This window comes from Nocardioides sp. GCM10030259, assembly GCF_042666375.1.
Lineage (GTDB): Bacteria > Actinomycetota > Actinomycetes > Propionibacteriales > Nocardioidaceae > Nocardioides.
The window spans coordinates 242,655-265,271 of the sequence record NZ_JBHTDF010000006.1 but is presented as its reverse complement, the minus strand read 5'-3'; the positions used below and the strand labels follow the sequence as shown (position 1 = coordinate 265,271).

Annotated in this window: 19 protein-coding genes; 4 read left to right on the top strand and 15 right to left on the bottom strand. The window is 70.9% G+C overall.

The genetic code is table 11. From position 1 onward, the window contains the following. Positions 1–22: 22 nt before the first annotated feature. The 8 genes from ACFQQI_RS08065 to dop all read right to left on the bottom strand — a co-directional run bounded on the left by ACFQQI_RS08065 (position 23) and on the right by dop (position 7,995). Entirely contained in the window at positions 23–1,024 is a 1,002-nt protein-coding gene (locus ACFQQI_RS08065; protein WP_378560588.1) for a helix-turn-helix transcriptional regulator, read from the bottom strand. Beyond that, positions 1,021–2,001: a helix-turn-helix transcriptional regulator gene (locus ACFQQI_RS08060; RefSeq protein WP_378560585.1), complete on the bottom strand. Its 981-nt coding sequence runs from the start codon at positions 1,999–2,001 to the stop codon at positions 1,021–1,023. Before ACFQQI_RS08060 ends, ACFQQI_RS08065 begins: the two co-directional genes overlap by 4 nt. A gap of 21 nt (positions 2,002–2,022) precedes the next feature. Next, positions 2,023–2,964 carry an FKBP-type peptidyl-prolyl cis-trans isomerase gene (locus ACFQQI_RS08055; RefSeq protein WP_378560582.1) on the bottom strand — a complete coding sequence of 314 codons (942 nt, stop codon included), beginning with the start codon at positions 2,962–2,964 and terminating at the stop codon, positions 2,023–2,025. 96 nt (positions 2,965–3,060) lie between these two features. Beyond that, positions 3,061–4,422, bottom strand: coding sequence for a Pup--protein ligase (gene pafA / locus ACFQQI_RS08050; protein ID WP_378560579.1), 1,362 nt, complete (start codon positions 4,420–4,422; stop codon positions 3,061–3,063). Between the two features lie 161 nt (positions 4,423–4,583). Continuing rightward, positions 4,584–5,426, bottom strand: coding sequence for a proteasome subunit alpha (prcA, locus tag ACFQQI_RS08045; RefSeq protein ID WP_378560576.1), 843 nt, complete (start codon positions 5,424–5,426; stop codon positions 4,584–4,586). After that, a complete protein-coding gene (prcB, locus tag ACFQQI_RS08040) occupies positions 5,423–6,268 on the bottom strand; it encodes a proteasome subunit beta (RefSeq protein WP_378560573.1) in 846 nt (281 codons plus the stop codon). The genes prcA and prcB overlap by 4 nt, the downstream gene beginning before the upstream one ends. Before the next feature lie 3 nt (positions 6,269–6,271). Further along, the gene (locus tag ACFQQI_RS08035) at positions 6,272–6,469 is read right to left on the bottom strand and encodes a ubiquitin-like protein Pup (RefSeq protein WP_378560570.1); all 198 of its coding nucleotides are present in this window, start codon (positions 6,467–6,469) and stop codon (positions 6,272–6,274) included. A 17-nt stretch (positions 6,470–6,486) separates the two neighbouring features. Beyond that, on the bottom strand, positions 6,487–7,995 hold the full coding sequence (dop, locus tag ACFQQI_RS08030) for a depupylase/deamidase Dop (RefSeq protein WP_378560567.1): 1,509 nt from the start codon (positions 7,993–7,995) through the stop codon (positions 6,487–6,489). Positions 7,996–8,054: 59 nt separating this feature from the next. Between dop and ACFQQI_RS08025 the strand changes: the two genes are divergently transcribed. Further along, a complete protein-coding gene (locus tag ACFQQI_RS08025; protein WP_378560564.1) occupies positions 8,055–8,564 on the top strand; it encodes an aminoacyl-tRNA deacylase in 510 nt (169 codons plus the stop codon). Between the two features lie 26 nt (positions 8,565–8,590). Beyond that, positions 8,591–9,358, top strand: a complete 768-nt coding sequence (locus ACFQQI_RS08020; RefSeq protein ID WP_378560561.1) for a sulfotransferase — start codon at positions 8,591–8,593, stop codon at positions 9,356–9,358. 21 nt (positions 9,359–9,379) lie between these two features. Here ACFQQI_RS08020 and arc read toward each other — a convergent pair whose 3' ends face one another. The 3 genes from arc to ACFQQI_RS08005 form a co-directional block, all read right to left on the bottom strand. After that, on the bottom strand, positions 9,380–11,149 hold the full coding sequence (gene arc, locus ACFQQI_RS08015) for a proteasome ATPase (protein WP_378560558.1): 1,770 nt from the start codon (positions 11,147–11,149) through the stop codon (positions 9,380–9,382). Between the two features lie 95 nt (positions 11,150–11,244). Then, a complete protein-coding gene (locus tag ACFQQI_RS08010; protein ID WP_378560555.1) occupies positions 11,245–12,198 on the bottom strand; it encodes a tRNA (adenine-N1)-methyltransferase in 954 nt (317 codons plus the stop codon). A gap of 10 nt (positions 12,199–12,208) precedes the next feature. Beyond that, the gene (locus ACFQQI_RS08005) at positions 12,209–13,339 is read right to left on the bottom strand and encodes a site-2 protease family protein (RefSeq protein WP_378560552.1); all 1,131 of its coding nucleotides are present in this window, start codon (positions 13,337–13,339) and stop codon (positions 12,209–12,211) included. 84 nt (positions 13,340–13,423) lie between these two features. On the opposite strand from ACFQQI_RS08005, the gene ACFQQI_RS08000 reads away from it, so the two are divergent. Next, entirely contained in the window at positions 13,424–15,445 is a 2,022-nt protein-coding gene (locus tag ACFQQI_RS08000) for a PD-(D/E)XK nuclease family protein (protein ID WP_378560549.1), read from the top strand. An 18-nt stretch (positions 15,446–15,463) separates the two neighbouring features. On the opposite strand, the gene ACFQQI_RS07995 is transcribed toward ACFQQI_RS08000, so the two are convergent. From ACFQQI_RS07995 to metH, 3 genes are read right to left on the bottom strand one after another with little or no spacing between them, the layout of a single operon-like run. Next, the gene (locus tag ACFQQI_RS07995; RefSeq protein ID WP_378560546.1) at positions 15,464–16,183 is read right to left on the bottom strand and encodes an HAD family hydrolase; all 720 of its coding nucleotides are present in this window, start codon (positions 16,181–16,183) and stop codon (positions 15,464–15,466) included. Positions 16,184–16,186: 3 nt separating this feature from the next. Then, complete coding sequence (locus tag ACFQQI_RS07990) at positions 16,187–16,624, bottom strand: DUF6973 domain-containing protein (RefSeq protein WP_378560543.1); 438 nt, start codon at positions 16,622–16,624, stop codon at positions 16,187–16,189. A 2-nt stretch (positions 16,625–16,626) separates the two neighbouring features. Next, positions 16,627–20,340: a methionine synthase gene (metH, locus tag ACFQQI_RS07985; RefSeq protein WP_378560798.1), complete on the bottom strand. Its 3,714-nt coding sequence runs from the start codon at positions 20,338–20,340 to the stop codon at positions 16,627–16,629. A 171-nt stretch (positions 20,341–20,511) separates the two neighbouring features. Here metH and ACFQQI_RS07980 point away from each other — a divergent pair, with 171 nt between their 5' ends. Then, positions 20,512–21,360, top strand: coding sequence for a PAC2 family protein (locus ACFQQI_RS07980; protein ID WP_378560540.1), 849 nt, complete (start codon positions 20,512–20,514; stop codon positions 21,358–21,360). Between the two features lie 18 nt (positions 21,361–21,378). Here the strand turns inward: ACFQQI_RS07980 and mshC are convergent, their stop codons facing one another. After that, a complete protein-coding gene (mshC, locus tag ACFQQI_RS07975; protein WP_378560537.1) occupies positions 21,379–22,617 on the bottom strand; it encodes a cysteine--1-D-myo-inosityl 2-amino-2-deoxy-alpha-D-glucopyranoside ligase in 1,239 nt (412 codons plus the stop codon).

The following is a 22,617-nucleotide window of genomic DNA, read 5'->3' as shown; positions in this document are numbered from 1 at the left end:
TCCATGGTAGTACCGAAGGTGGTCAGATCGGCTGTCCGGTGTACAGGGTGAGCGCGTCGCGGGCGGTCTCGACGTACGACGCGGCGTACTCGGGGGGCGCCACGACGCGTGCCTGGGGTGCGAGTCGCAGCATCAGGCGCTGCAGCCAGCGCTCGTTGGCGACGACCAGGTCGACCTCCAGGCGTCCGCCGCGGCGGCTGCGCACCGCCTCGACGGGGTAGTACTCGACGACCCAGCGCGCAGCCGGGTCGAGCTCGAGGGTCACCACGATCGAGTCGGGCGAGCGCGGGAAGAAGCCTTCGTCGGCGAGGTCGCGCGGCGGCTCCGGGTCGGACTCGATCTCGCTGTCGAGAACCTGGGCGGCCTCGACGCGGTCCAGCCGGAAGAGCCGGGGTGCCTCGGCACTGTGGCACCACGCGTCGAGGTAGGTGTAGCCGTGCGCGGTCACGATGCCGCGCGGGTCCACGACCCGCTCGGAGAGCTCGTCCCGGGACGGGACGTAGTAGCGCAGCCGCACCTGCCGACGGGCGTCGGCGGCGCGGCGGAGCTCCGCCTCCAGGCGGACCAGGTCGGGGCCGCCGGGGACCTCCCCGGGGTCGATCTGGGGTGCTCCGGAGCCGTGGGCGGCCGCGGCCTCGAGCTTCGCGAGGGCCCGGTCGACCACCTCGCGGGTGTCCCCGCCGGCACTGCTGCGCAGCGCGCGGAGCGCGACGATGATCGCGGTGGCCTCGGTCGGTGTGAGGCGCAGCGGGCGGGCGAGGTAGTCGGCGTTCGTCACCCGGATGACGCCGTCGCCCTCCGGCTCCTCGAGCGCGTCGAGGTCGACGTCGATGAGGTCGTCCGGGTAGCCGCCCGGCAGGCCGCACATGAGCAGCACCTTGAGGTCGGCGAGGACCTGGTCGGCGGGTACGCCGAGGGCGGCGGCCGCGTCCTCGAGACGCACCTTGCCCCGCGCGTGCAGGAACGGGACCAGCGTCAGCAGCCGGGCGACCTGGTCCTTCGCTCCCGCCTGTGGGGTGCTCATGACGCCTCCTCGACGACGGCGCGCAGCCGCTCGACCACCATCTTGCGCACGTCGTCGGGCTCCTCGACGAAGACGTCGGCGCCGTAGGCGAGCAGCTCGCCCACGACGTCGGAGCCGCCGCGGGCGATCCGCAGGCGGTCCCAGCCGGTGCGGTCGTCGGGTCCGGCGACGTCGGTCTCCAGCGCGATGGCGTCGCGGCGGAGCGCACGGCCGGCGTCACGGCGTACGAGCACGACCGTCTCCCCCGCCGGCGGAGGAGGTGCCAGCCGCATGGCCGTGGCGCGCACGTCGGTGCCGGGCGGTACGTCGTACGAGCCGGGGGCGCCCAACTTCTGGGCCTCGCCCTGGACCCGCGACAGCCGGAAGACCCGCTCCTCGCCGCGGTCGGTGTCGAGGCCGACGACGTACCAGCGTCCGGAGTAGCGGACGACGCCCCACGGCTGGAGGTTGCGCGTCGACGCCCGGGTCGCGCCCGAGCGCCGGTAGTCGAACTGCACCGGCGTGCGCTCCTGCGTCGCCTCCCAGAACACGTCGAACGACGGCTCGTCGGCCGACAGCCGCGGCTCTGCGATGTCGAGCGCCGACTCGTCGACCTCGACGCCGAACGCGGCGAGCTTGCGCACCGCCTCCGTGGTCGCCTCGGCGAGCCGGGCGTGCTGCCAGACCCGCGTCGCCAGCCCGATCACGGCCGCCTCGTCCGGGGCGAGCTCGATGTCGGGCAGGGAGAGCTGGTCAGCGCGGACCCGGTAGCCCGGCTCGTCGTCGAAGTACGCGTCCAGGTTGCCGACCTCGATCGGCACGCCGAGGCTGCGCAGCTCCTCCTTGTCGCGCTCGAACATCTTCTCGAACGCGTCGGTCGACATCCCCGGGTAGAGGATCTCCCGGATCCGGTCCTTCGCGACGAAGTGACGCTGGACCAGCAGCATGATGAGGAGGTTGAGCAGGCGCTCGCTCTTCCTCGTCCGCACCCCACTCATGCTGCTGATCCTTCCAGATCGTCAGGACGCAGAGATGACATCCACGACGAAGTAGAGCGTGCTGTTGGCGGGAATGCCCGACTGCTCCTGCGCGCCGTAGCCCAGCTCCGGCGGGATGGACAGCAGCACGCGGCTGCCGACCTTCACGCCCTCGAGCCCGTAGGTCCAGCCCTGGACGACGTTGCTCAGCGGGAACTCGACCGGCTCCTTGGAGTAGCTCTCGTCGAAGGGCGCCTTGCCCTTGTAGACCGAACCGAGGTAGTTCACCTTGACGGTCATGTCCGTGGTGACCTCCTCGCCGTCACCCTCGGTGACGACGGTGCGCAGCAGGTCGCCCTTCGGGTCGGGCTCGGGGAGGCCACGGAAGTCGAGCCCGGTGACCTTGCCGCCCTTCTCGATGATGCCCGGCATCTCCGACTGCGGGACGTCCTTCGCCGCCGGCGGGACCGACAGCTCCATGAGGTCCACGACGAGCAGGACGGTGTCCTTGTTGCCGATGCCCATCCCGGAGTTGCCGGCCGGGCCGAACGCCTCCTCGGAGGTCGTCGTCACGGCGACGCGGGAGCCGACCGTCTGGTCGAGGAGCGCGTCGCGGAAGACGGGGCTGAGGTCGGAGCTGACCGGGACGGTCTCCGGCTGCTTCTCGTCGTACGTCGAGAACGCCTTCTCCTGCGTGGTGCCGTTGCCGACCCAGATGTTCGCCACGACCTGGTCGCCCTCGGCGACGGTGTCGCCGTCGCCCTCGGTGACGACCTCGGTGGCGGTCTCGTCGACCTCGAGCGCGCCGTCCCACTCGACCTCGGGCTCGGAGCCGACGTCACCGGTGATGGTGATGCCGTGCAACGCCTCCCCCGAGCCGGATCCTCCGTTGTCGCTCCCCTCGTCGTCGCCACAGGCGACCAGGGTGGTGCCCAGCACGATCGGGAGGAGCAGGACGGGCAGGCGTCGAAGACGTCGTGACACGAGGTTCAACCTTCGGTTCGGGTGCAGTACTGGTGCTGGTGGGGTGCCAGCCCGGACACCCTAGCCGTCGAGCCTGAGCGGAACCTGACCGCCGGTTCACATCCCGTCGATCAGCCGCTGGACGCGCTCGTCGTACGCCCGGAACGGGTCCTTGCAGAGGACGGTGCGCTGGGCCTGGTCGTTGAGCTTCAGGTGCACCCAGTCGACGGTGAAGTCGCGGCGGCGCTCCTGCGCGCGGCGGATGAACTCGCCGCGCAGCCGGGCGCGGGTGTTCTGCGGCGGCACCGACTTGGCCTCGAAGATCCTCAGGTCGCTCGCGACCCGCGCGACCTTGCCGCGCTTCTCGAGCAGGTAGTAGAGGCCGCGGCCGCGGTGGATGTCGTGGTACGCGAGGTCGAGCTGCGCGATCCGGGGGTGGCCGAGCGGGAGGCCGTGGCGCGCGCGGTAGCTCTCGATGAGCTTCCACTTGATCACCCAGTCGATCTCGCGGTCGACGAGCCCGAAGTCGTCGGACTCGACGGCCTTGAGGCCCCGCTCCCACAGGTCGAGCGCCTGCTCGATCACCGGCGTGCTGATCTCGCGGCGGTCCACGAAGTCGCGCGCCTTCTGGAGGTACTCCTGCTGGATGTCGAGGGCGCTGGCCTCGCGCCCGTTGGCGAGCCGCACCTTCCGGCGGCCCGTGACGTCGTGGGAGATCTCCCGGATGGCGCGGATCGGGTTCTCCATCGTGAGGTCGCGCATCACCACGCCCTCCTCGATCATCCGCAGCACCAGGTCGCAGCTGGCGACCTTCAGCATCGTCGTGGTCTCGCTCATGTTGGAGTCACCGACGATCACGTGGAGCCGGCGGTACTTCTCCGCGTCCGCGTGCGGCTCGTCACGGGTGTTGATGATGGGGCGACTGCGCGTCGTCGCGCTGCTGACGCCCTCCCAGATGTGCTCGGCGCGCTGGGACACCGAGTACGACGCGCCGCGGGGCGTCTGGGTGATCTTGCCCGCCCCGACGACGATCTGCCGGGTCACCAGGAACGGGATGAGCACGTCGGCGAGCCGGGAGAACTCCCCTGCGCGGCTGACGAGGTAGTTCTCGTGGCAGCCGTAGGAGTTGCCGGCGGAGTCGGTGTTGTTCTTGAACAGGTAGATCTCGCCGGCGATCCCCTCGTCGTGGAGCCGCTGCTCGGCGTCGAGCAGCAGGCCCTCCAGGACCCGCTCCCCCGCCTTGTCGTGGGTGACCAGGTCGACGACGTCGTCGCACTCGGGCGTGGCGTACTCGGGGTGGCTGCCGACGTCGAGGTAGAGCCGCGCCCCGTTGCGCAGGAACACGTTGCTGCTGCGCCCCCAGCTGACCACCTTGCGGAACAGGTAGCGCGCGACCTCGTCGGGGCTGAGGCGGCGCTGTCCCTTGAACGTGCACGTCACGCCGTACTCGTTCTCGATCCCGAAGATCCGCCGGTCCACGGCATCAGCCTAGGCGCTGGACGGTAGTTCCAAACGCGTTGTGGCCCCGCGATTGCCGAGATTCGGTATTCGAGGGCGCCTTCGGGATAGTCCGGCACGATCTGGCCGCCCGATCGGGCCGCTGGGCGGCCAGATCGTGACGGACTATCGAGAGGTCAGGCTCAGACAGGGGCGATGGGAGGCTCGTCGCCGCCGTTGCCGCCGTTGCCGCCGTTGCCGCCGTTGCCGCCGTTGCCGCCGTTGCCGCCGTTGCCGCCGTTGCCGGGCGGGCCGGCGACCTCCTCGGCCGGAGCGGGCGTGGCCGGGCCGCGGTCGCCGAGGAGCTCGTCGAGGCGGGCCGGGCGGAGCCGGGCGAACTTGCGCGGCTGCGAGCGGGTGCGGTCGAGGACGGCGACCTCGAGGTCCGTGGCCGGGATGACCCGGTCGTCGGTGTCGCTGTGGCCGAGCGCGGCGACGACGAGGCGCACCGCGTCGCCGAGGGCGGCGCCGTCGGCGTAGTGCTCCTTGAGGTAGCCACCGACGATGTCGGCGGCGCCGCCCATCACGGCGTACCCGTGCTCGTCGGCGACCTGGCCGTCGTAGGTGAGCCGGTAGAGCTGGTCGTCGGCGGCGCTGTCGCCGATCTCGGCGACGAACAGCTCGACCTCGTACGGCTTCTCGCCGCCGCTGGAGAAGATCGTGCCGAGCGTCTGCGCGTAGGCGTTGGCGAGACCGCGGCCGGTGACGTCGCGGCGGTCGTAGGCGTAGCCGCGCATGTCGGCGAGGCGTACGCCGGCGATGCGCAGGTTCTCGAACTCGTTGTAGCGGCCGACCGCGGCGAAGGCGATCCGGTCGTAGATCTCGGAGACCTTGTGCAGCGCCTGGGAGGGGTTCTCGGTCGCAAAGAGCACGCCGTCGGCGTACTGCACGGCCACCACGGAGCGGCCGCGGGCGATGCCCTTGCGCGCGAAGTCCGCCCGGTCCTTCATGAGCTGCTCGGGCGAGACGTAGAACGGCATGCTCATGCCTGGCCACCTTCCACGAGCGGGGCGACCGGGCCGTCGGGCCGGGTCATCCGGCCGGCGATCACCTGGTCGGCGATCGCGGCCACGTCGGCGTCGGAGAGCCGGCGCCCACCGTCGGCGGTGATCACCTGGACGACGGGGAAGATCCGCCGGGTCAGGTCGGGTCCGCCGGTCGCCGAGTCATCGTCGGCGGCGTCGTACAGCGCCTGCACGACCGCCGTCACGCAGCCGGTCTCGTCGAGGTCGGCGTGGTAGAGCTTCTTGAGCGAGCCGCGGGCGAACAGCGAGCCGGAGCCGACGGAGTGGAAGGCGGTCTCCTCGTAGCGGCCGCCGGTCACGTCGTAGCTGAAGATCCGCCCGTTGCCGGTGACCAGGTCGTAGCCGGCGAAGAGGGGTACGACGGCGAGCCCCTGCATCGCCATGCCGAGATTCCCGCGGATCAGCGCCGCGAGGCGGTTGGCCTTGCCGTCCATCGAGAGCGTGGTGCCCTCGATCTTCTCGTAGTGCTCGAGCTCGGTCTGGAAGAGTCGCACCAGCTCGACCGCGATGCCGGCGCTGCCGGCGATGCCGACGGCAGAGAACTCGTCGGCCGGGAACACCTTCTCGATGTCGCGCTGGGCGATGATGTTGCCCATCGTCGCGCGCCGGTCACCGGCCATCACGACGCCGCCGCCGAACGTCGCGGCGACGATGGTCGTGCCGTGCGGCGCGAGGTCGCCGGCGTGGCCCTGCGGCACCGAACGGCGTCCGGGCAGCAGGTCGGGCGCCTGCTCGGCCAGGAAGTCCGAGAACGACGAGGTGCCCGGCTGCAGGAACGCCGCCGGGAGACGGGGGTCGCCCAAGGCCTACTCCCCGCCCTTCTGGATGAACGACTTCACGAAGTCCTCGGCGTTGGTCTCGAGGACGTCGTCGATCTCGTCCAGGATGTCGTCGACGTCGCTGTCGAGGGCATCCTTCCGCTCGGCGACATCGCTCTCCGGGGCGGTCTCGACGACCTCGTCGGACTCCGAGGACTTCCGCGGTTGCTTCTGCTCCTGCGCCATGGGTCGACCCTACCCACTCAGCGGGTGAGAGCGGTGAACAACGCCTCCGCCGTCTCACACCGGTCGACGAGCTCGCCGACGTGCGCCTTGCTGCCGCGCAGCGGGTCCATGGTCGGCACCCGCTGCAGCGACTCCCGGCCCGGGAGGTCGAAGATCACCGAGTCCCACGAAGCGGCCGCCACGTGGGCGGCGTACTTCTCCAGGCAGCGGCCGCGGAAGTACGCCCGCGTGTCCTCCGGCGGGTCGTGCATCGCGTCCTCGATCGAGGTGTCGTCGAGGAGCCGCTCCATCCGGCCCCCGGCGACGAGGCGGTGGTAGAGGCCCTTCTCGGGCCGGATGTCGGAGTACTGGTAGTCGATCAGCTGCAGCTTGGCGTCGTCCCACGCGAGGCCGTCGCGCTGGCGGTACTGCTCCAGCAGGCGCAGCTTCGCGACCCAGTCGAGCTCGCCGGCCAGCGACATCGGGTCGCGCTCGAGCCGGTCGAGCACGGACTCCCAGCGGGCGAGGACGTCGACGGTCTGCGGGTCGGCGTCGGAGCCGTACCGGTCCTCGACGTACTTCTTCGCGAGGTCGAGGTACTCGAGCTGCAGCTGGACGCCGGTGAGCTCGCGCCCGTCGACCATCCGCACCTGGTGGCGCACCGAGGGGTCGTGCGAGATCGCCCGCAGCGAGGCGACCGGCGAGTCGACCGTCAGGTCGGTGGTGATGAAGCGGTCCTCGATCATCGCCAGGACCAGCGCGGTCGTGCCGACCTTGAGGTACGTCGAGACCTCGGACAGGTTCGCGTCGCCGATGATCACGTGCAGGCGCCGGTACTTCTCCGGGTCCGCGTGCGGCTCGTCGCGGGTGTTGATGATCGGGCGCTTCAGCGTCGTCTCGAGCCCGACCTCGACCTCGAAGAAGTCCGCCCGCTGGCTGATCTGGAAGCCGTGCTCCCTGCCGTCCTGGCCGATGCCCACGCGCCCCGCGCCGCACACGACCTGGCGGCTGACGAAGAACGGCGTCAGGTGCCGCACGATGTCGCCGAACGGCGTCGAGCGGCGCATCAGGTAGTTCTCATGGGCGCCGTACGAAGCACCCTTGTTGTCGGTGTTGTTCTTGTACAGCACGATCGGCGTGCCGCCCGGGAGCTGGCCGGCCCGCCGCGATGCGTCGAGCATGACCAGCTCGCCGGCCTTGTCCCAGCGGACGATGTCGAGCGGGTTCGTCACCTCGGGGGTGGAGTACTCCGGGTGCGCGTGGTCGACGTACAGGCGGGCGCCGTTGGTGAGGATGACGTTGGCGAGGCCCATGTCCTCGTCGGTGAGCTGGCTCGGGTCGGCCGACTGCCGGGACATGTCGAACCCGCGGGCGTCGCGCAGCGGCGACTCCTCCTCGAAGTCCCACCGCGCGCGGCGGGCCTTCACGGTGGCCGACGCGTAGGCGTTGACGACCTGCGACGACGCGACCATCGGGTTGGCCAGCGGCTGGCCCTGCACGGCGATGCCGTACTCCACCTCGGTCCCCATGACCCGTCGCACACTCATGTGTCGAGCGTACGCGAGGCGAACAGCCCTTACCCTCTGTCCATGGAAGGGCGTGGCTCATGACCACCGCAGGAGCCAGCGACGACCCGGCGCGCGCCATCGCGGCTGCCGAGGCCCTCGGCCTCGAGCACGCGGTGACCCGGCACGGGCCGGTGCGCTCGCTCGCCGAGGCGGCCGCCGCCCGCGGGCTCGAGCCGGGCCAGGTCGTGAAGACGATGGTCGTCCGCGTGAGCGAGGGCGACCACCGGTTCGTGCTGGTGCCCGGCGACCACGAGATCGCGTGGCCCCGCCTGCGGGCCCACCTCGGGGTGAACCGCATCTCGATGCCGGACGCCGAGGCGGCGTACGCCGTCACCGGCTACGAGCGCGGCACGATCACGCCGCTGGGCAGTCTCGTGCCGCTGCCGGTCATCGCGGACTCGTCGATCTCTGGGAGGATCAGCATCGGCGGCGGGGCGCACGGCGTGGCCCTCACCGTCGACGCGGCGGCGCTGGTGGCGGCTCTCGAGGCGACCGTGGCCGACGTGACGACGCCGATCGCGCCCGAGACGGGTGCCGACGGCCACTGAGTGGAAGGGCAGGGATGGACGGGGTGGTGAGGATCCCCCGCGGGGTGCGCTCGCGCGGTGAGCTCGCCCGGCTGCGCGAGGAGAACGCCGCGCTCCGGCAACGGGTCGCGACGCTCGAGGACCGCGCGGACCTGGGCTACCTGTTCGTGATGACGTACGGGCGCTCCGGATCGACCCTCCTGCAGGGCCTGCTGAACGCCATCCCGGGCTACCTCATCCGCGGCGAGAACCGCCAGATGATGCGGCAGCTCTACGACTACCACCGCACGGGCGTCGAGGCGCGCCGGGTGCAGCGCAAGGTGATGCGGCGGCTGACCGGTACCACCACGCCGACGGACCCCACCCGGCCCTTCTTCGGGATGGACGGCTACCCCGTCAAGCGCTCGCTCACCGGCTTCCGGCGGCTGGCGCTCGACACGATCCTGCGGCCCGAGGACGACACCCGCGTCATCGGGTTCAAGGAGATCCGCTGGGCGAAGGACGACGCCGGCGAGTTCGTCGGCTGGCTCCGCGAGGTCTTCCCCGGGGCCCGGTTCGTCGTCAACACCCGCAAGCACGAGGACGTCGCGAAGAGCCTCTGGTGGGCCAACGACCCGACGGCACTGGCGCGCCTCGAGCGCACCGAGGGCCGGCTGCTCGCCCTCGCGGCCGACCTAGGCGAGTCGGCGTACCACGTGCGGTACGACGACTACGTCGCCGACCCGATGGCGCTGCAGCCCTTCTACTCCTGGCTCGGCGAGCCGTTCGACGCGCAGCGGGTCCGCGACGTGCTGGCGGTGCGGCACTCCCGCTGACGCCGACCTTGCGAGGCCCTCCTACAGGTACTGGCCGGTGTTGGAGACCGTGTCGATGGAGCGGCCCGGCTCGGTGCCCTGCTTGCCGGTGATGAGCGTGCGGATGAAGACGATCCGCTCGCCCTTCTTGCCGGAGATCCGCGCCCAGTCGTCGGGGTTGGTGGTGTTGGGCAGGTCCTCGTTCTCCTTGAACTCGTCGACGCACGCCTGGAGCAGGTGCGAGATGCGCAGGCCGTGCTGGTCGTGGTCGAGGAAGTCCTTGATCGCCATCTTCTTGGCGCGGTCGACGATGTTCTGGATCATCGCGCCGGAGTTGAAGTCCTTGAAGTACAGGACCTCCTTGTCGCCGTTGGCGTAGGTCACCTCGAGGAAGCGGTTCTCCTCGGTCTCGGTGTACATGCGCTCGACCGTCGCGCGGATCATGCCGGCGACGGTGGCGTCGCGGTCGCCGCCGAACTCGGCGACGTCGTCGGCGTGCAGCGGCAGGGTGGGCGTGAGGTACTTGCTGAAGATGTCGCGCGCCGACTCGGCGTCGGGGCGCTCGATCTTGATCTTCACGTCCAGGCGGCCGGGTCGCAGGATCGCGGGGTCGATCATGTCCTCGCGGTTGGAGGCACCGATGACCAGCACGTTCTCGAGCAGCTCGACGCCGTCGATCTCGCTGAGCAGCTGCGGGACGATGGTGTTCTCGACGTCGGAGGAGACGCCCGAGCCGCGGGTGCGGAACAGCGAGTCCATCTCGTCGAAGAAGACGATGACCGGCGTACCGGTGCTGGCCTTCTCGCGGGCGCGCTGGAAGACCAGGCGGATGTGGCGCTCGGTCTCGCCGACGTACTTGTTGAGCAGCTCGGGGCCCTTGATGTTCAGGAAGTAGGACTTCACCTCCTGACCGGAGTTGTCCTTGCCGTGACGGGCCGCGACCTTCTTCGCCAGCGAGTTGGCGACGGCCTTCGCGATGAGGGTCTTGCCGCATCCGGGCGGACCGTAGAGCAGCACGCCCTTGGGCGGCTTCAGCTCGTGCTCCTTGAAGAGCTCCGGGTAGAGGTAGGGCAGCTCGACGGCGTCCTGGATCTGCTCGATCTGGCCGGCCAGGCCACCGATCGACTCGTAGGCGATGTCGGGGACCTCTTCGAGGATGAGCTCCTCGACCTCCGACTTCGGCACCTTCTCGTAGACGTAGCCCGCGCGGGAGTCGAGCAGCAGCGAGTCGCCGGCGCGGATGGTCTCGCCGTGCAGCGGCTCGGCGAGACGTACGACGCGCTCCTCGTCGGCGTTCGCGATGACCAGCGCACGGTCGCCGTCGCCGAGGAGCTCCTTGAACATCACGACCTCGCCGACCTGCTCGAACTCGAGCGCGGCGACGACGTTCAGCGCCTCGTTGAGCATGACCTCCTGGCCACGCTGGAGGTGGTCGAGGTCGACGCTGGGGCTCACGTTGACGCGGAGCTTGCGGCCGCCGGTGAAGACGTCGATCGAGTCGTCCTCGTTGCGGGCGAGGAAGGTGCCGAACCCGGCGGGCGGCTGCGCCAGCCGGTCGACCTCCTCCTTGAGCTTCATGATCTGGTCGCGGGCCTCGCGGAGCGTCTGCGCCAGGCGCTCGTTCTGCGCGTTGAGGCCGGCCAGCGAGCGCTGGGCGTCGGCCAGGCGCAGCTCGAGGCCGCGTGAACCGGAGGGGCTCTCGCTCAGCCGGAAGCGGAGGTCCGTGACCTCGGCCTCCAGGAGCCGCACCTGCTCGGCCAGCTCCTCCGGGCTGCGGCCGCCCGCACTGGAAACGCCTTCCGATGTCGACATCAGCGCCACCTCCTGTCACTCGGACACTACCCAAGTAGACGCGCCTCAGTACGGTTCATTTCACCGAGTTGATCACGATTTGGGAGAGGTCGGCCTCACTCGACGGGATCGGTGGGCACGCCGGCCGGCCGCGGACCGGTGTAGTCCGGGCCGTACGCGCCGGGAGCCGGGCGCCGCCGCTTCAGCGGGGCGCGCTGGCCCGGAGCCATCCGGCGGGCGGTGACCAGGAACGCCGTGTGGCCGATCATCTTGTGGCCGGGACGCACGGCCAGGCCCTCGACGTGCCAGTCGCGCACCAGCGACTCCCACGCCTGGGGCTCGGTGAAGCCACCGTGCACCCGGACGGTCTCCATGAAGCGCGAGAGCTGCGTCGTGGTCGCGACGTACGCGCAGACGATGCCGCCCGGCCAGAGGGCCTCCGCGGCGGCGTCGAGGCACTCCCACGGCGCGAGCATGTCGAGGATGATCCGGTCGGCACGCTCGCCCGACGCGGGGAGCCCTTCGGCGAGGTCGCCCAGCGTCAGCCGCCACGCCGGGTGGGTCTCCCCCGCCGGCGCGCCGAAGAACTGCCCGACGTTGCGGCGCGCGACGTCGGCGAACTCCTCACGGCGCTCGTACGACGAGACCCGCCCGTAGGGGCCGACCGCGCGCAGCAGCGAGCAGGTCAGGGCGCCGGAGCCGACGCCGGCCTCCACGACGTGGGCGCCGGGGAAGATGTCGGCGAGCGCCACGATCTGGGCGGCGTCCTTCGGGTAGACCACGGCGGCGCCGCGCGGCATGGAGACCACGAACTCGGACAGCAGCGGCCGGAACACGAGGTACTCGCCGCCGGCCGACGAGGTCACCGTGAAGCCCTCCTCGCGGCCGATCAGCTCGTCGTGGTCGAAGTGGCCGCGATTGGAGAAGAAGCGCTTGCCGGGCTCGAGGCAGATGTTGTGCCGGCGGCCCTTGCTGTCGGTCAGGCGGACCCACTCGCCGGCGCGCAACGGGCCGCGGTGGACGCCGGACCAGGCCTCGGGGGCGACATCGGGTGCAGGGCTCTCGGACACCCGCAGAACCCTACTTGCCACCCTCCCGGAAGGCCTTGTCGACGTCAGCGGTGGTGAGCACGCCGCAGATGGTGCCGTCCTCCTCGAGCAGCAGGTACTCCGCGGACGGGTGGCGGGTGATCGCGGTGACGAGCTCCTCGCCGGCGATCGTGGCCGGCAGCCGCAGCTCGTCGTCGAGCGTGCGGGCGACGGTGGAGGTGGCGACCCAGGGCCGCCGCTCCTCGGGCGTCGCGTGGACGGCGGCCTCGCTGACGATGCCCACGGGCACCCCGCTGGTCGTGACCGTGACGACGCTCCCCGCCCCGGCCTCGCGAGCCCGGCGTACCGCCTCCGCGAGCGGCAGGTCGCCCGGCACCGTGAGAGTACGGCGGGCGAGCTGGCGGCCGACGAGGCGCGGCAGCCGGGCGCGCAGCCGGGCCGTGGACATCGCCGCGGACGCGCCCGACCACAGGAACGCCGCGACGATGAACGCGAGGGCGTAGTCGAGGATCGTGGACTCGACGCCGGTGACCTCCTCCTGGAACACCGGCCAGAGGATCGCGGCGACGGCCGTCACCCGGCCGGCCCAGGCGGCGACCATGGTGCCGCGGTGCGCGTTGCCGGAGATCTTCCAGACCAGCGACTTCAGCACCCGGCCGCCGTCGAGGGGCAGGCCCGGGATGAGGTTGAGCAGCCCGACGAGCAGGTTGGCGCCGGCGAGGCCCTCGACCGCCACGAGCAGCAGGCCGTCCGGGGTGATGAACCACAGCGCGAGCGCGGCGGCGCCGACGACGAGCGACGTCAGCGGCCCGACCACGGCGATCAGGAACTCCTGGCGCGGCTTGCGCGCCTCGCCCTCGATCGCGGTCATGCCGCCGAGGAAGTGCAGCGTGATCGACTCGACGGGGAATCCGAGCCGGCGCGCCATGATGGCGTGCGAGGCCTCGTGGAGCAGCACCGACAGGTACAGGATGACGGCGAACGCGAAGCCCGCGACGTACTTCCACCCGCCGAGCCCGGGCTCGGTCGCCTCGATGCGCGGCGCGACGATGATCGCGATCAGGCCGGCGACCAGGAACCAGGACGACGAGACGAGGACGTCGCTCCCGGCGACCGTGCCGATCCGGAAGGTACCCGGAGGGCGAGAGGGCGAGTCGGGCACGTCCCGAGGCTAGCCGACCGCGCCGGCCGTCCCGCCCGGCGGGCGTCCGGGGCAGTGTCCGTGGGCTCGCCTAGGGTGAGTCGCGTGAGTGTGGAGCAGGACTCGCCGGCGACCCGGGTCTCGACCCCGGTCGACGGAGTCGACGTGCTGGGCGCCCTGTCGCCGAGCCGGGCGGGCGACTTCATGACCTGCCCGCTGCTCTACCGGTTCCGCACCATCGACCGGCTCCCGGAGGCGTTCTCTCCCGACGCCGTCCGCGGCACCGTCATCCACAAGGTCCTCGAGGACCTCTTCGACCTCCCGGCCGCCGACCGCACGCCCGAGCGCGCCGACGCGATGCTCGAGCCCGCCTGGGAGACGCTGGTCGAGCAGGAGCCGACGCTGCACGAGATGTTCGACGCGGCCGAGGGCCCCGAGATCACGTCGTGGCTCACGTCGTGCCGCGACGTGCTGTCCCGCTACTTCACCCTCGAGGACCCGCGCCGGCTCGAGCCGGCCGAGCGGGAGCTGTACGTCGAGACGCTCCTCGACTCGAAGCTGCTGCTCCGGGGGTTCGTCGACCGCATCGACATCGCCCCCGACGGGCGCATCAGAGTGGTGGACTACAAGGGATTGGCGCTCGACACGCCCCTGCCCACCCCTACCGGCTGGACGACCATGGGGTCGGTGCAGGTCGGCGACGATCTGGTCGGGTTGGACGGGCGGCCGACCAAGGTCGTGACGAAGTCGGACGTCCACCAGCGCCCCTGCTACCGATTGACGTTCCACGACGGCAGCGAGGTCGTGTGCGACAACGTCCACCTGTGGTCGGTCGTCACAAGCCACCGACAGGTCACCAGCCGTCAGACGATCGACACCACGAGCTTGCACGAGTTGCATCAGCAACTGGTCGCGGGCGGCACTCCACGCTCGCTCTGGATCGAGTCCGCCGACGGTCTCGTGTGCGAGGACGATGCAGACCTCCCCGTCGATCCATGGCTGCTCGGCGCGTGGCTCGGCGACGGCGCCACGCGCTCAGGGCAGATCACGGTCGGCCGGGAAGACCTGGACGACATGCTGGTGCTGTTCAAGGAGCGCTGGAATCGCGAGATCAGAGTTCGAGCCGAGGGGACCGCCATGTCCGTCACGCTCTCGAGGCTCACCGATCGCTGCACCTTCGGACACGACGACTTCCGACCTCCTACCGCGGGCCATGCCAGCAGGCGTTGCCGAAAGGAGGAGTCCCACGCCGGCTTGGAGCAATGGAATGTTTCGCTCGGTCGTCAGCTCGCGACAGCCGGCGTGATCGGCAACAAGCACATCCCGGCTCCCTACCTCCGGGCTGGCAGGCAACAGCGAATCGACTTGCTGCGCGGTCTGCTCGACACCGACGGGTGGTGGAACAAGATCCGCCATCGCGCCGGTTTCACCACAACCGACGACCGGCTCGCCGATGGTGTCGTGGAGGTGCTCCGCACGCTCGGCATCAACCCCTGTCACTTCCAGAAGCCCTACACGAATCGCCCCGGGCGGACCTGGCACGTCATCGAGTTCACGCCCATCGGATTCAACCCCTTCTCACTGCCGCGGAAGGCACAGGCGGCCGCCGAGGGTGTGACCGACCTGCAGCGAACGCTGGCACGGCGTCGCGTCCTTCGCTCGGTCGTCCCGGTTGAGTCGGTTCCAACCCAATGCGTGGCGGTCGACGCACGGGACTCGATGTACCTCTGCGGCAAGGGGTTCGTTCCCACCCACAACACGGGGAGCTCACCTGGCGAGATGTTCGAGGGCAAGGCGCTCTTCCAGATGAAGTTCTACGCGCTGGTCATCTGGAAGACCCGCGGCGTGGTGCCGGCGATGCTCCAGCTCGTCTACCTCGGCAACGGCGAGATCCTCCGCTACGTCCCCGACGAGGCCGACCTGCTGGCCACCCAGCGCAAGGTCGAGGCCGTCTGGCAGGCCATCCGGCGGGCCGAGGAGTCCGGCGACTGGCGCCCCAGCCCCGGACGCCTCTGCGCGTGGTGCTCCCACCAGGCGATCTGCCCGGCGTACGGCGGCACCCCTCCCCCGCTCCCCGAGCGCGAGCCCGGGCCGGTCGACCAGGACGTCGCGGCCGAGACGGCCTAGCCGAGCCCTAGGCGAGTCCTAGGCGAGTCCCGCAGACCAGACCGTGGCCAGGTCGATGTCCTCGAGCGTGTCCGCGAAGACCCGCCGCTCGCCGTCGAGCACCGGCACGTGGTTCTCCACGACCAGGACGAGGCAGCCGGCGGACTCGGCCGACTTGGCGCCGGTGTTGGAGTCCTCGATCGCGAGGCAGTCCCCCGCGGCCACGCCGAGCGCGGCGGCGGCCGTCAGGTAGGGCTCCGGGTGCGGCTTCCCGAACTCGACCTTGTCGCCGGTCACGATCACCCGGAAGGTCTCCGGCGGCAGCTGCGCCAGGATCGGGGCGACGAAGCGCTCGTACGACATGGTGACCAGCCCACAGGGAGTGCCCGCCTCCGTCAGCCGCGCCAGCAGCTCGACCGCGCCGGGCCGCCACGGGACGGCGTCCTGGACCCGCGCCACGACCCCGTCGAGGAGCTCCTCGACGATCCGCTCGGCCGGGACGTCGACCCCGAAGACCTTCGCGATGTAGCGGCCGGACTCGAGGAGATCGTTGCCGACCAGGTTGAGGGCGTGCGCCTCGCTCCAGGTGCCGCCGTACTTCTCGGCGAGCGCGAACTCGGTCTCGATCCAGTACGGCTCGGTGTCGACGAGCGTCCCGTCCATGTCCCAGAGGACCGCGGCCGGTCGTGCGGGCTTGCCGGATGTCGCGGTGCTCAGCTGGTCCTCCGAAGCGCTCAGGTGGTGGTCGTCGTCCCGCACAGCCTAGGGGGAGGCGACGACCGCACCGTGCCGGACCGCCCAGAGCCGTCCTTCGCGCCACTGGCCGTGGCCGGCGCGCACCAGCCGCCAGAGGGCGGTCGGCGTGCCGGCGCGCGCCTCCGGGTGACCCAGGCCGTGGTCGCGGCCGACCGCGTTGTTGCGCTGGTCGGCCTCGCTGTCGAGCGGCTGCCGGGAGTGCCGCTCGTGCTGGTCGGTGATCGCGCGGGCGACCGGCTCGCCGTACCGGGCGGCGAGCCAGGCGGAGAAGGCGAAGTGCCGCAGCGCGTTCTGGGCGCGCGGGCGCCCGCCGGCGCGCAGCGTCGCGAGGGCCAGGCACGACCCCGCGACCGCGAGCACGCGCCACCCCTCGACGGCGCCGAGCTGCGAGGAGGCGGAGCGGTACATCCCGGGCACGCCGGAGACCACCGCCCGCAGGCTCATGCTCAGTCCTCGGGGTCGTAGCCGAGGTTGGCCGAGAGCCACCGCTCGGCCTCCGGCAGCGTCCAGCCCTTGCGCTCGGCGTAGTCGGCGACCTGGTCGGGGCCGAGCCGGCCGACGACGAAGTACTGCGACTGCGGGTGCGAGAAGTACCAGCCCGACACCGCGGCGCCCGGCCACATCGCCATCGACTCCGTGAGCTCGATGCCGGTGCTGGCCTGGACGTCGAGGAGCCGCCAGAGGGTCTCCTTCTCGGTGTGCTCGGGGCACGCGGGGTAGCCCGGCGCGGGGCGGATGCCGCGGTACTTCTCGGCGATGAGGTCCTCGTTCGCGAGGGTCTCGCCGCTGTCGTAGCCCCAGAACTCGGTGCGCACCCGCTGGTGCAGCCGCTCGGCGAACGCCTCGGCCAGCCGGTCGGCCAGTGCCTCGAGCAGGATCGCCGAGTAGTCGTCCAGGTCGGACTTGAACTTCATGATCCGCTCCTGGGTGCCCAGGCCGGCCGTCACCGCGAAGGCGCCGACGTGGTCGGCGAGGCCGGTCTCCTGGGGAGCGACGAAGTCGCTGAGGGCGCGGTTGGGCACACCCTGGCGGTGCTCACCCTGCTGGCGCAGCTGGTGGAGGGTCTCGAGGACCTCGGAGCGCGAGTCGTCGGCGTACACCTCGATGGAGTCGCCGACGGCGTTCGCCGGGAACAGCCCGAACACCGCGTTGGCGGTCAGCCACTTCTCCGCGACGATCCGGTCGAGCATCACCTGCGCGTCGTCGTAGAGCTTGCGCGCCGCCTCACCGGTCTGCGGGTTGTTGAGGATGTCGGGGAACCGGCCCTTCATCTCCCAGGCGTTGAAGAACGGCTGCCAGTCGATGAACTCGCGCAGCTCCCCCAGGTCGTAGTCCGACAGCACGTGGACCCCGGGCCGGGCGGGCACCGGCGGCAGGTAGCCGTCCCACTCGACGGGCGTGCGGTTCTGCCGCGCGGCGTCGATGGTGACCAGCGGCCGGTCGTGCTTGGCTGCGTGCCGAGCCCGCAGCGAGTCGTAGTCCTCCTGGATCGTGGCGAGCAGCTTGTCGCGCTGCCGATCGTCGAGGAGTGCGGCCGCCGTGGGCACGGAGCGCGACGCGTCCTTCACCCAGACGACAGGACCGTCGTACTTCTTGTCGACCTTGACCGCGGTGTGCGCCCGGGAGGTGGTGGCGCCGCCGATCAGCAGCGGGATGGTGAGGCCCTGGCGCTGCATCTCGGTGGCGAAGTTGACCATCTCGTCCAGCGACGGCGTGATCAGCCCCGAGAGGCCGATGATGTCGGCGTCGTGCTCGGCCGCGGCGTCGAGGATCTTCTGCGCCGGCACCATGACGCCGAGGTCGATGACCTCGTAGTTGTTGCACTGCAGGACGACGCCGACGATGTTCTTGCCGATGTCGTGGACGTCACCCTTCACGGTCGCCATCACGATGGTGCCGTTGGTGTCCTTCGCCGTGGCGAGCTCCGGGTTGTCGAGCTTCTCCTGCTCGATGAAGGGGATCAGGTAGGCAACGGCCTTCTTCATGACCCGGGCGCTCTTGACGACCTGGGGCAGGAACATCTTGCCGGCGCCGAAGAGGTCGCCGACGACGTTCATGCCGTCCATGAGCGGACCCTCGATGACCTCGATCGGGCGACCGCCGCGCGCGGCGATCTCCTGCCGCAGCTCCTCGGTGTCGGTCTCGACGTTGGCGTCGATCCCCTTGACCAGGGCGTGCGTGATCCGCTCGCCGACCGGGAGCGAGCGCCACTCCTCGGCGGACTCCTCGGCCACCTCGCCCGCCCGGTTGTGCTGCTCGGCGATCTCGAGGAGGCGCTCGGCGGCGTCGGGGCGCCGGTTGAGCACGACGTCCTCGATCCGCTCGCGCAGCTCGGGGTCGACCTCGTCGTAGACGGCGAGGGCGCCGGCGTTGACGATGCCCATGTCGAGCCCGGCGGCGATCGCGTGGTAGAGGAACACGGCGTGGATCGCCTCGCGGACCGGGTTGTTGCCGCGGAACGAGAAGCTGACGTTGGAGATGCCACCCGAGACCTTGGCGCCGGGCAGGTTCTGCTTGATCCAGCGGGTCGCCTCGATGAAGTCGAGGCCGTACGACGCGTGCTCCTCGATGCCGGTCGCGACGGCGAAGACGTTCGGGTCGAAGATGATGTCGTCGGGCGGGAAGCCGACCTCGTCGACGAGGATCCGGTAGGCGCGCTCGCAGATCGCCTTGCGGCGCTCGAGGTTGTCGGCCTGGCCGTCCTCGTCGAAGGCCATCACGACGGCGGCGGCGCCGTACTTGCGGCAGAGCCGGGCCTGCTCGCGGAACTTCTCCTCGCCCTCCTTCATGGAGATCGAGTTGACGATGGCCTTGCCCTGGACGTTCTTCAGGCCGGCCTCGATGACCTCCCACTTGGAGGAGTCGACCATCACCGGCACCCGGCTGATGTCGGGCTCGCTGGCGATCAGCCGCGTGAAGCGGTCCATCGCCGCGACGCCGTCGATCATGCCCTCGTCCATGTTGACGTCGATGACCTGGGCGCCGTTCTCGACCTGCTGGGCGGCGACGGACAGCGCGGTGTCGTAGTCGCCGGCCTTGATGAGGTTGCGGAACCGGGCGGAGCCGGTGATGTTGGTGCGCTCGCCGATGTTGACGAAGAGCGAGTCCTCGGTGATCGAGAGCGGCTCGAGCCCCGAGAGGCGCATGCCCGCCGGGAGCTCGACGGGCGTACGCCGCGCCGTCCCGTCGACGGCCCGGGCGATCGCGGCGATGTGGTCGGGCGTGGTGCCGCAGCAGCCGCCGACGATGTTGACGAAGCCGGCCTCGGCGAACTCGGCGACGACCGCGGCGGTCTCCTCGGGCGCCTCGTCGTACTCGCCGAACGCGTTGGGCAGGCCGGCGTTCGGGTAGCAGGAGACGAACGAGTCGGCCAGGCGGGCCATCTCCGCGATGTAGGGGCGCATCTCCTTGGCGCCGAGCGCGCAGTTGAGGCCGACGGCGAGGGGGCGGACGTGGCGGATGGAGTCCCAGAACGCCTCGGTGACCTGCCCCGACAGGGTGCGGCCGGAGGCGTCGGTGATGGTGCCGGAGACGATGACCGGCCAGCGCCGGCCGCGCTCCTCGAAGAGCGTCTCGACGGCGAAGATCGCGGCCTTAGCGTTGAGCGTGTCGAAGATCGTCTCGATCATCAGCAGGTCGGAGCCGCCGTCGACGAGGCCTCGCGCGGCGTCGAGGTACGCCGCGACGAGCTGGTCGAACGACACGTTGCGCGCGCCGGGGTCGTTGACGTCGGGCGAGATCGAGGCGGTCCGCGTCGTCGGGCCCAGGGCGCCGGCGACGTACCGCGGCCTCTCCGGCGTGCTGGCCGCGTCGGCCTCGCGGCGGGCGAGCAGGGCCGCCTCGAAGTTGAGCTCGTAGGCGAGCTCCTGCATGCCGTAGTCGCCGAGCGAGACCGCGTTCGCGTTGAACGTGTTCGTCTCGATGATGTCGGCGCCGGCGTCGAGGTACTCGCGGTGGATGCCGGCGACGAGCTCGGGCTGGGTCAGGGTGAGGAGGTCGTTGTTGCCGATGAGATCGCTCGGCCAGTCTGCGAACCGCTCGCCGCGGTAGCCGGCCTCGTCGGGCCGGTCGCGCTGGATCGCCGTGCCCATGGCGCCGTCGAGCACCAGGATCCGCGCCTCGAGGGCTCGGGTGAGCTCCTCGGTGGCATCGGGCCGCAGGTGGGGCGTCTGGGCAGACGGCACGTCGTCTCCTCTCGGGCCGCCGACGGCGACCAGGGATCAAGCCTAGGAACCGTGTCCACGTCGCGGACAGGTTTCCCAGATCGTGACACCCAACGGGAGGGTGCAAGAAATCCTCAGCCGTCTCCTCCCGAGGTCTAGGCTGGAGACGTGATCGAGCTGGAGGGCGTTCCCGACCTGGTGGACCCGATCGTGATCGCGGCGTTCGAAGGCTGGAACGACGCGGCCGACGCCGCGTCCTCGGCCGTCGACCACCTGATGAAGGTGTGGGGCGCTCGGGTGGTCGGCGCCGTCGACCCAGAGGACTTCTACGACTTCCAGGTCAACCGGCCCACCGTCGGCATCGACGAGAAGGGCCACCGGCGCGTCACCTGGCCGAGCACGCAGATCGCGATCGCCTCTCCCCCGACCCTCGACCGCGACATCATCCTGCTGCGCGGGATCGAGCCCAACATGCGCTGGCGGCAGTTCAGCGCGGAGCTGCTCGCCGCGTGCGACGAGCTCGGCGCGCAGATGATCGTGACGCTCGGGGCGCTGCTGGCCGACACCCCGCACACCCGCCCGATCCCGGTCACCGGCACCGCCACCGAGCCCGACCTGATCGACCGCCTCAAGCTCGAGGAGTCGACGTACGAGGGCCCGACCGGGATCGTCGGCGTCTTCCAGGACGCCTGCGCCCAGGTCGACATGCCGGCGGTGTCCTACTGGGCCGCCGTACCCCACTACGTCGCCCAGCCGCCGTGCCCCAAGGCCACCCTCGCGCTCATCGGCCAGCTCGAGGACCTGCTGGAGGCCAGCATCCCGCTCGGCGAGCTGCCCGAGGACGCGAAGGCCTGGGAGCGGGGCGTCGACGAGCTCGCCCAGGAGGACGAGGACGTCGCCGACTACGTCCGGTCGCTCGAGGAGACGCGGGACACGACCGACCTGCCCGAGGCCTCCGGCGAGGCGATCGCGCGCGAGTTCGAGCGCTACCTGAAGAGGCGTCAGGGCGATTCCTGACCGCCCGTGCGGTCCGGGTCAGAGGGAGATGCCGAGCGCGGCGTCGAGCAGCGCCATCATCTGGACGGCGGCGTCTGCATCGGAGGTGTCGGCGAGACCGTCGGTGCCGAGCGTGGCGGCGACCCAGCGATCCACGGCGGCGGTGGCCCGGGGCGCGTCGAGGTCCGACGCGAGCGCCTCGAGGACCTCGGCGACCACGGGACCGGCGGGGGCGCCGGCGCCGAGCGAGAGGGCGCGGCGCCAGCGGTCGAGGTCGTCGACCGCGGTCCAGAGCTCGTCGTCGACCCACTCCCAGTCGGCGCGGTAGTGGTGCCGCATCAGCGCCAGCCGGATCGCCATCGGGTCGATGTCGCTGTTGCGCAGGGCCGAGACGAAGACCAGGTTGCCGCGCGACTTCGACATCTTCTCGCCGTCGTAGGCGACCATCCCGGCGTGGCTGTAGACCTGCGCGAACGGCGTGCCCGGCACGGCCACCTGGGCGTGCCCGGCGCACATCTCGTGGTGCGGGAAGACCAGGTCGCTGCCGCCGCCCTGGACGTCGAAGGCGCCGCCGAGGTGCTGCTGGGCGATCGCGGTGCACTCGACGTGCCAGCCGGGGCGTCCCGGGCCCCAGGGGCTGTCCCAGGACGGCTCGCCCTCGCGCTCGCCGCGCCAGACGACGCAGTCGAGCGGGTCCTTCTTGCCGGGGCGGTCGGGGTCGCCGCCGCGGTCGGCGTAGATCTCGAGCATCTGGTCGCGCGACCAGCCCGACTCCGCGCCGAACTGCGGGTCGGCGGTCACGGAGAAGTAGAGGTCGCTCTCGACGCGGTAGATCGAGCCGGCCGCCTCGAGCCGCTGGATCAGCTCGATCACGAGCGGGATCGACTCGACGGCGCCGACGTAGTGGTCGGGCGGCAGCACCCGCAGGGCGGCCATGTCCTGCCGGAAGAGCTCGGTCTCGCGCTCGGCCAGCTCCCGCCAGTCGACGTGGACCTTGACGGCGCGCTCGAGCAGCGGGTCGTCGACGTCGGTGACGTTCTGGACGTAGACGACGCCGTGGCCGGCGTTGCGCCAGGCCCGGTTGAGGAGGTCGAAGGCGACGTAGGTGTTGGCGTGGCCGAGGTGCGTCGCGTCGTACGGCGTGATGCCGCAGACGTACAGCCGGGCCGGACCCTCCGGCGTCGTGGTGACCGGGGACCCCGACGGGGTGTCGTGGAGCGCCACTGGCGGGCCCGCCACGGGCAGGGTCGGGATCTCCGGGGATGGCCAGGCACGCAT

Excerpts from the sequence above, each read along its gene's own strand:
- ACFQQI_RS07990 (WP_378560543.1), bottom strand. The coding sequence starts at position 16,624 with ATGAGCCTGCGGGCGGTGGTCTCCGGCGTGCCCGGGATGTACCGCTCC.
- ACFQQI_RS08060 (WP_378560585.1), bottom strand. The coding sequence starts at position 2,001 with ATGAGTGGGGTGCGGACGAGGAAGAGCGAGCGCCTGCTCAACCTCCTC.
- dop (WP_378560567.1), bottom strand. The coding sequence starts at position 7,995 with ATGAGTGTGCGACGGGTCATGGGGACCGAGGTGGAGTACGGCATCGCC.
- ACFQQI_RS08035 (WP_378560570.1), bottom strand. The coding sequence starts at position 6,469 with ATGGCGCAGGAGCAGAAGCAACCGCGGAAGTCCTCGGAGTCCGACGAG.
- ACFQQI_RS08025 (WP_378560564.1), top strand. The coding sequence starts at position 8,055 with ATGACCACCGCAGGAGCCAGCGACGACCCGGCGCGCGCCATCGCGGCT.
- mshC (WP_378560537.1), bottom strand. The coding sequence starts at position 22,617 with ATGCGTGCCTGGCCATCCCCGGAGATCCCGACCCTGCCCGTGGCGGGC.
- ACFQQI_RS08065 (WP_378560588.1), bottom strand. The coding sequence starts at position 1,024 with ATGAGCACCCCACAGGCGGGAGCGAAGGACCAGGTCGCCCGGCTGCTG.
- arc (WP_378560558.1), bottom strand. The coding sequence starts at position 11,149 with ATGTCGACATCGGAAGGCGTTTCCAGTGCGGGCGGCCGCAGCCCGGAG.
- prcA (WP_378560576.1), bottom strand. The coding sequence starts at position 5,426 with ATGAGCATGCCGTTCTACGTCTCGCCCGAGCAGCTCATGAAGGACCGG.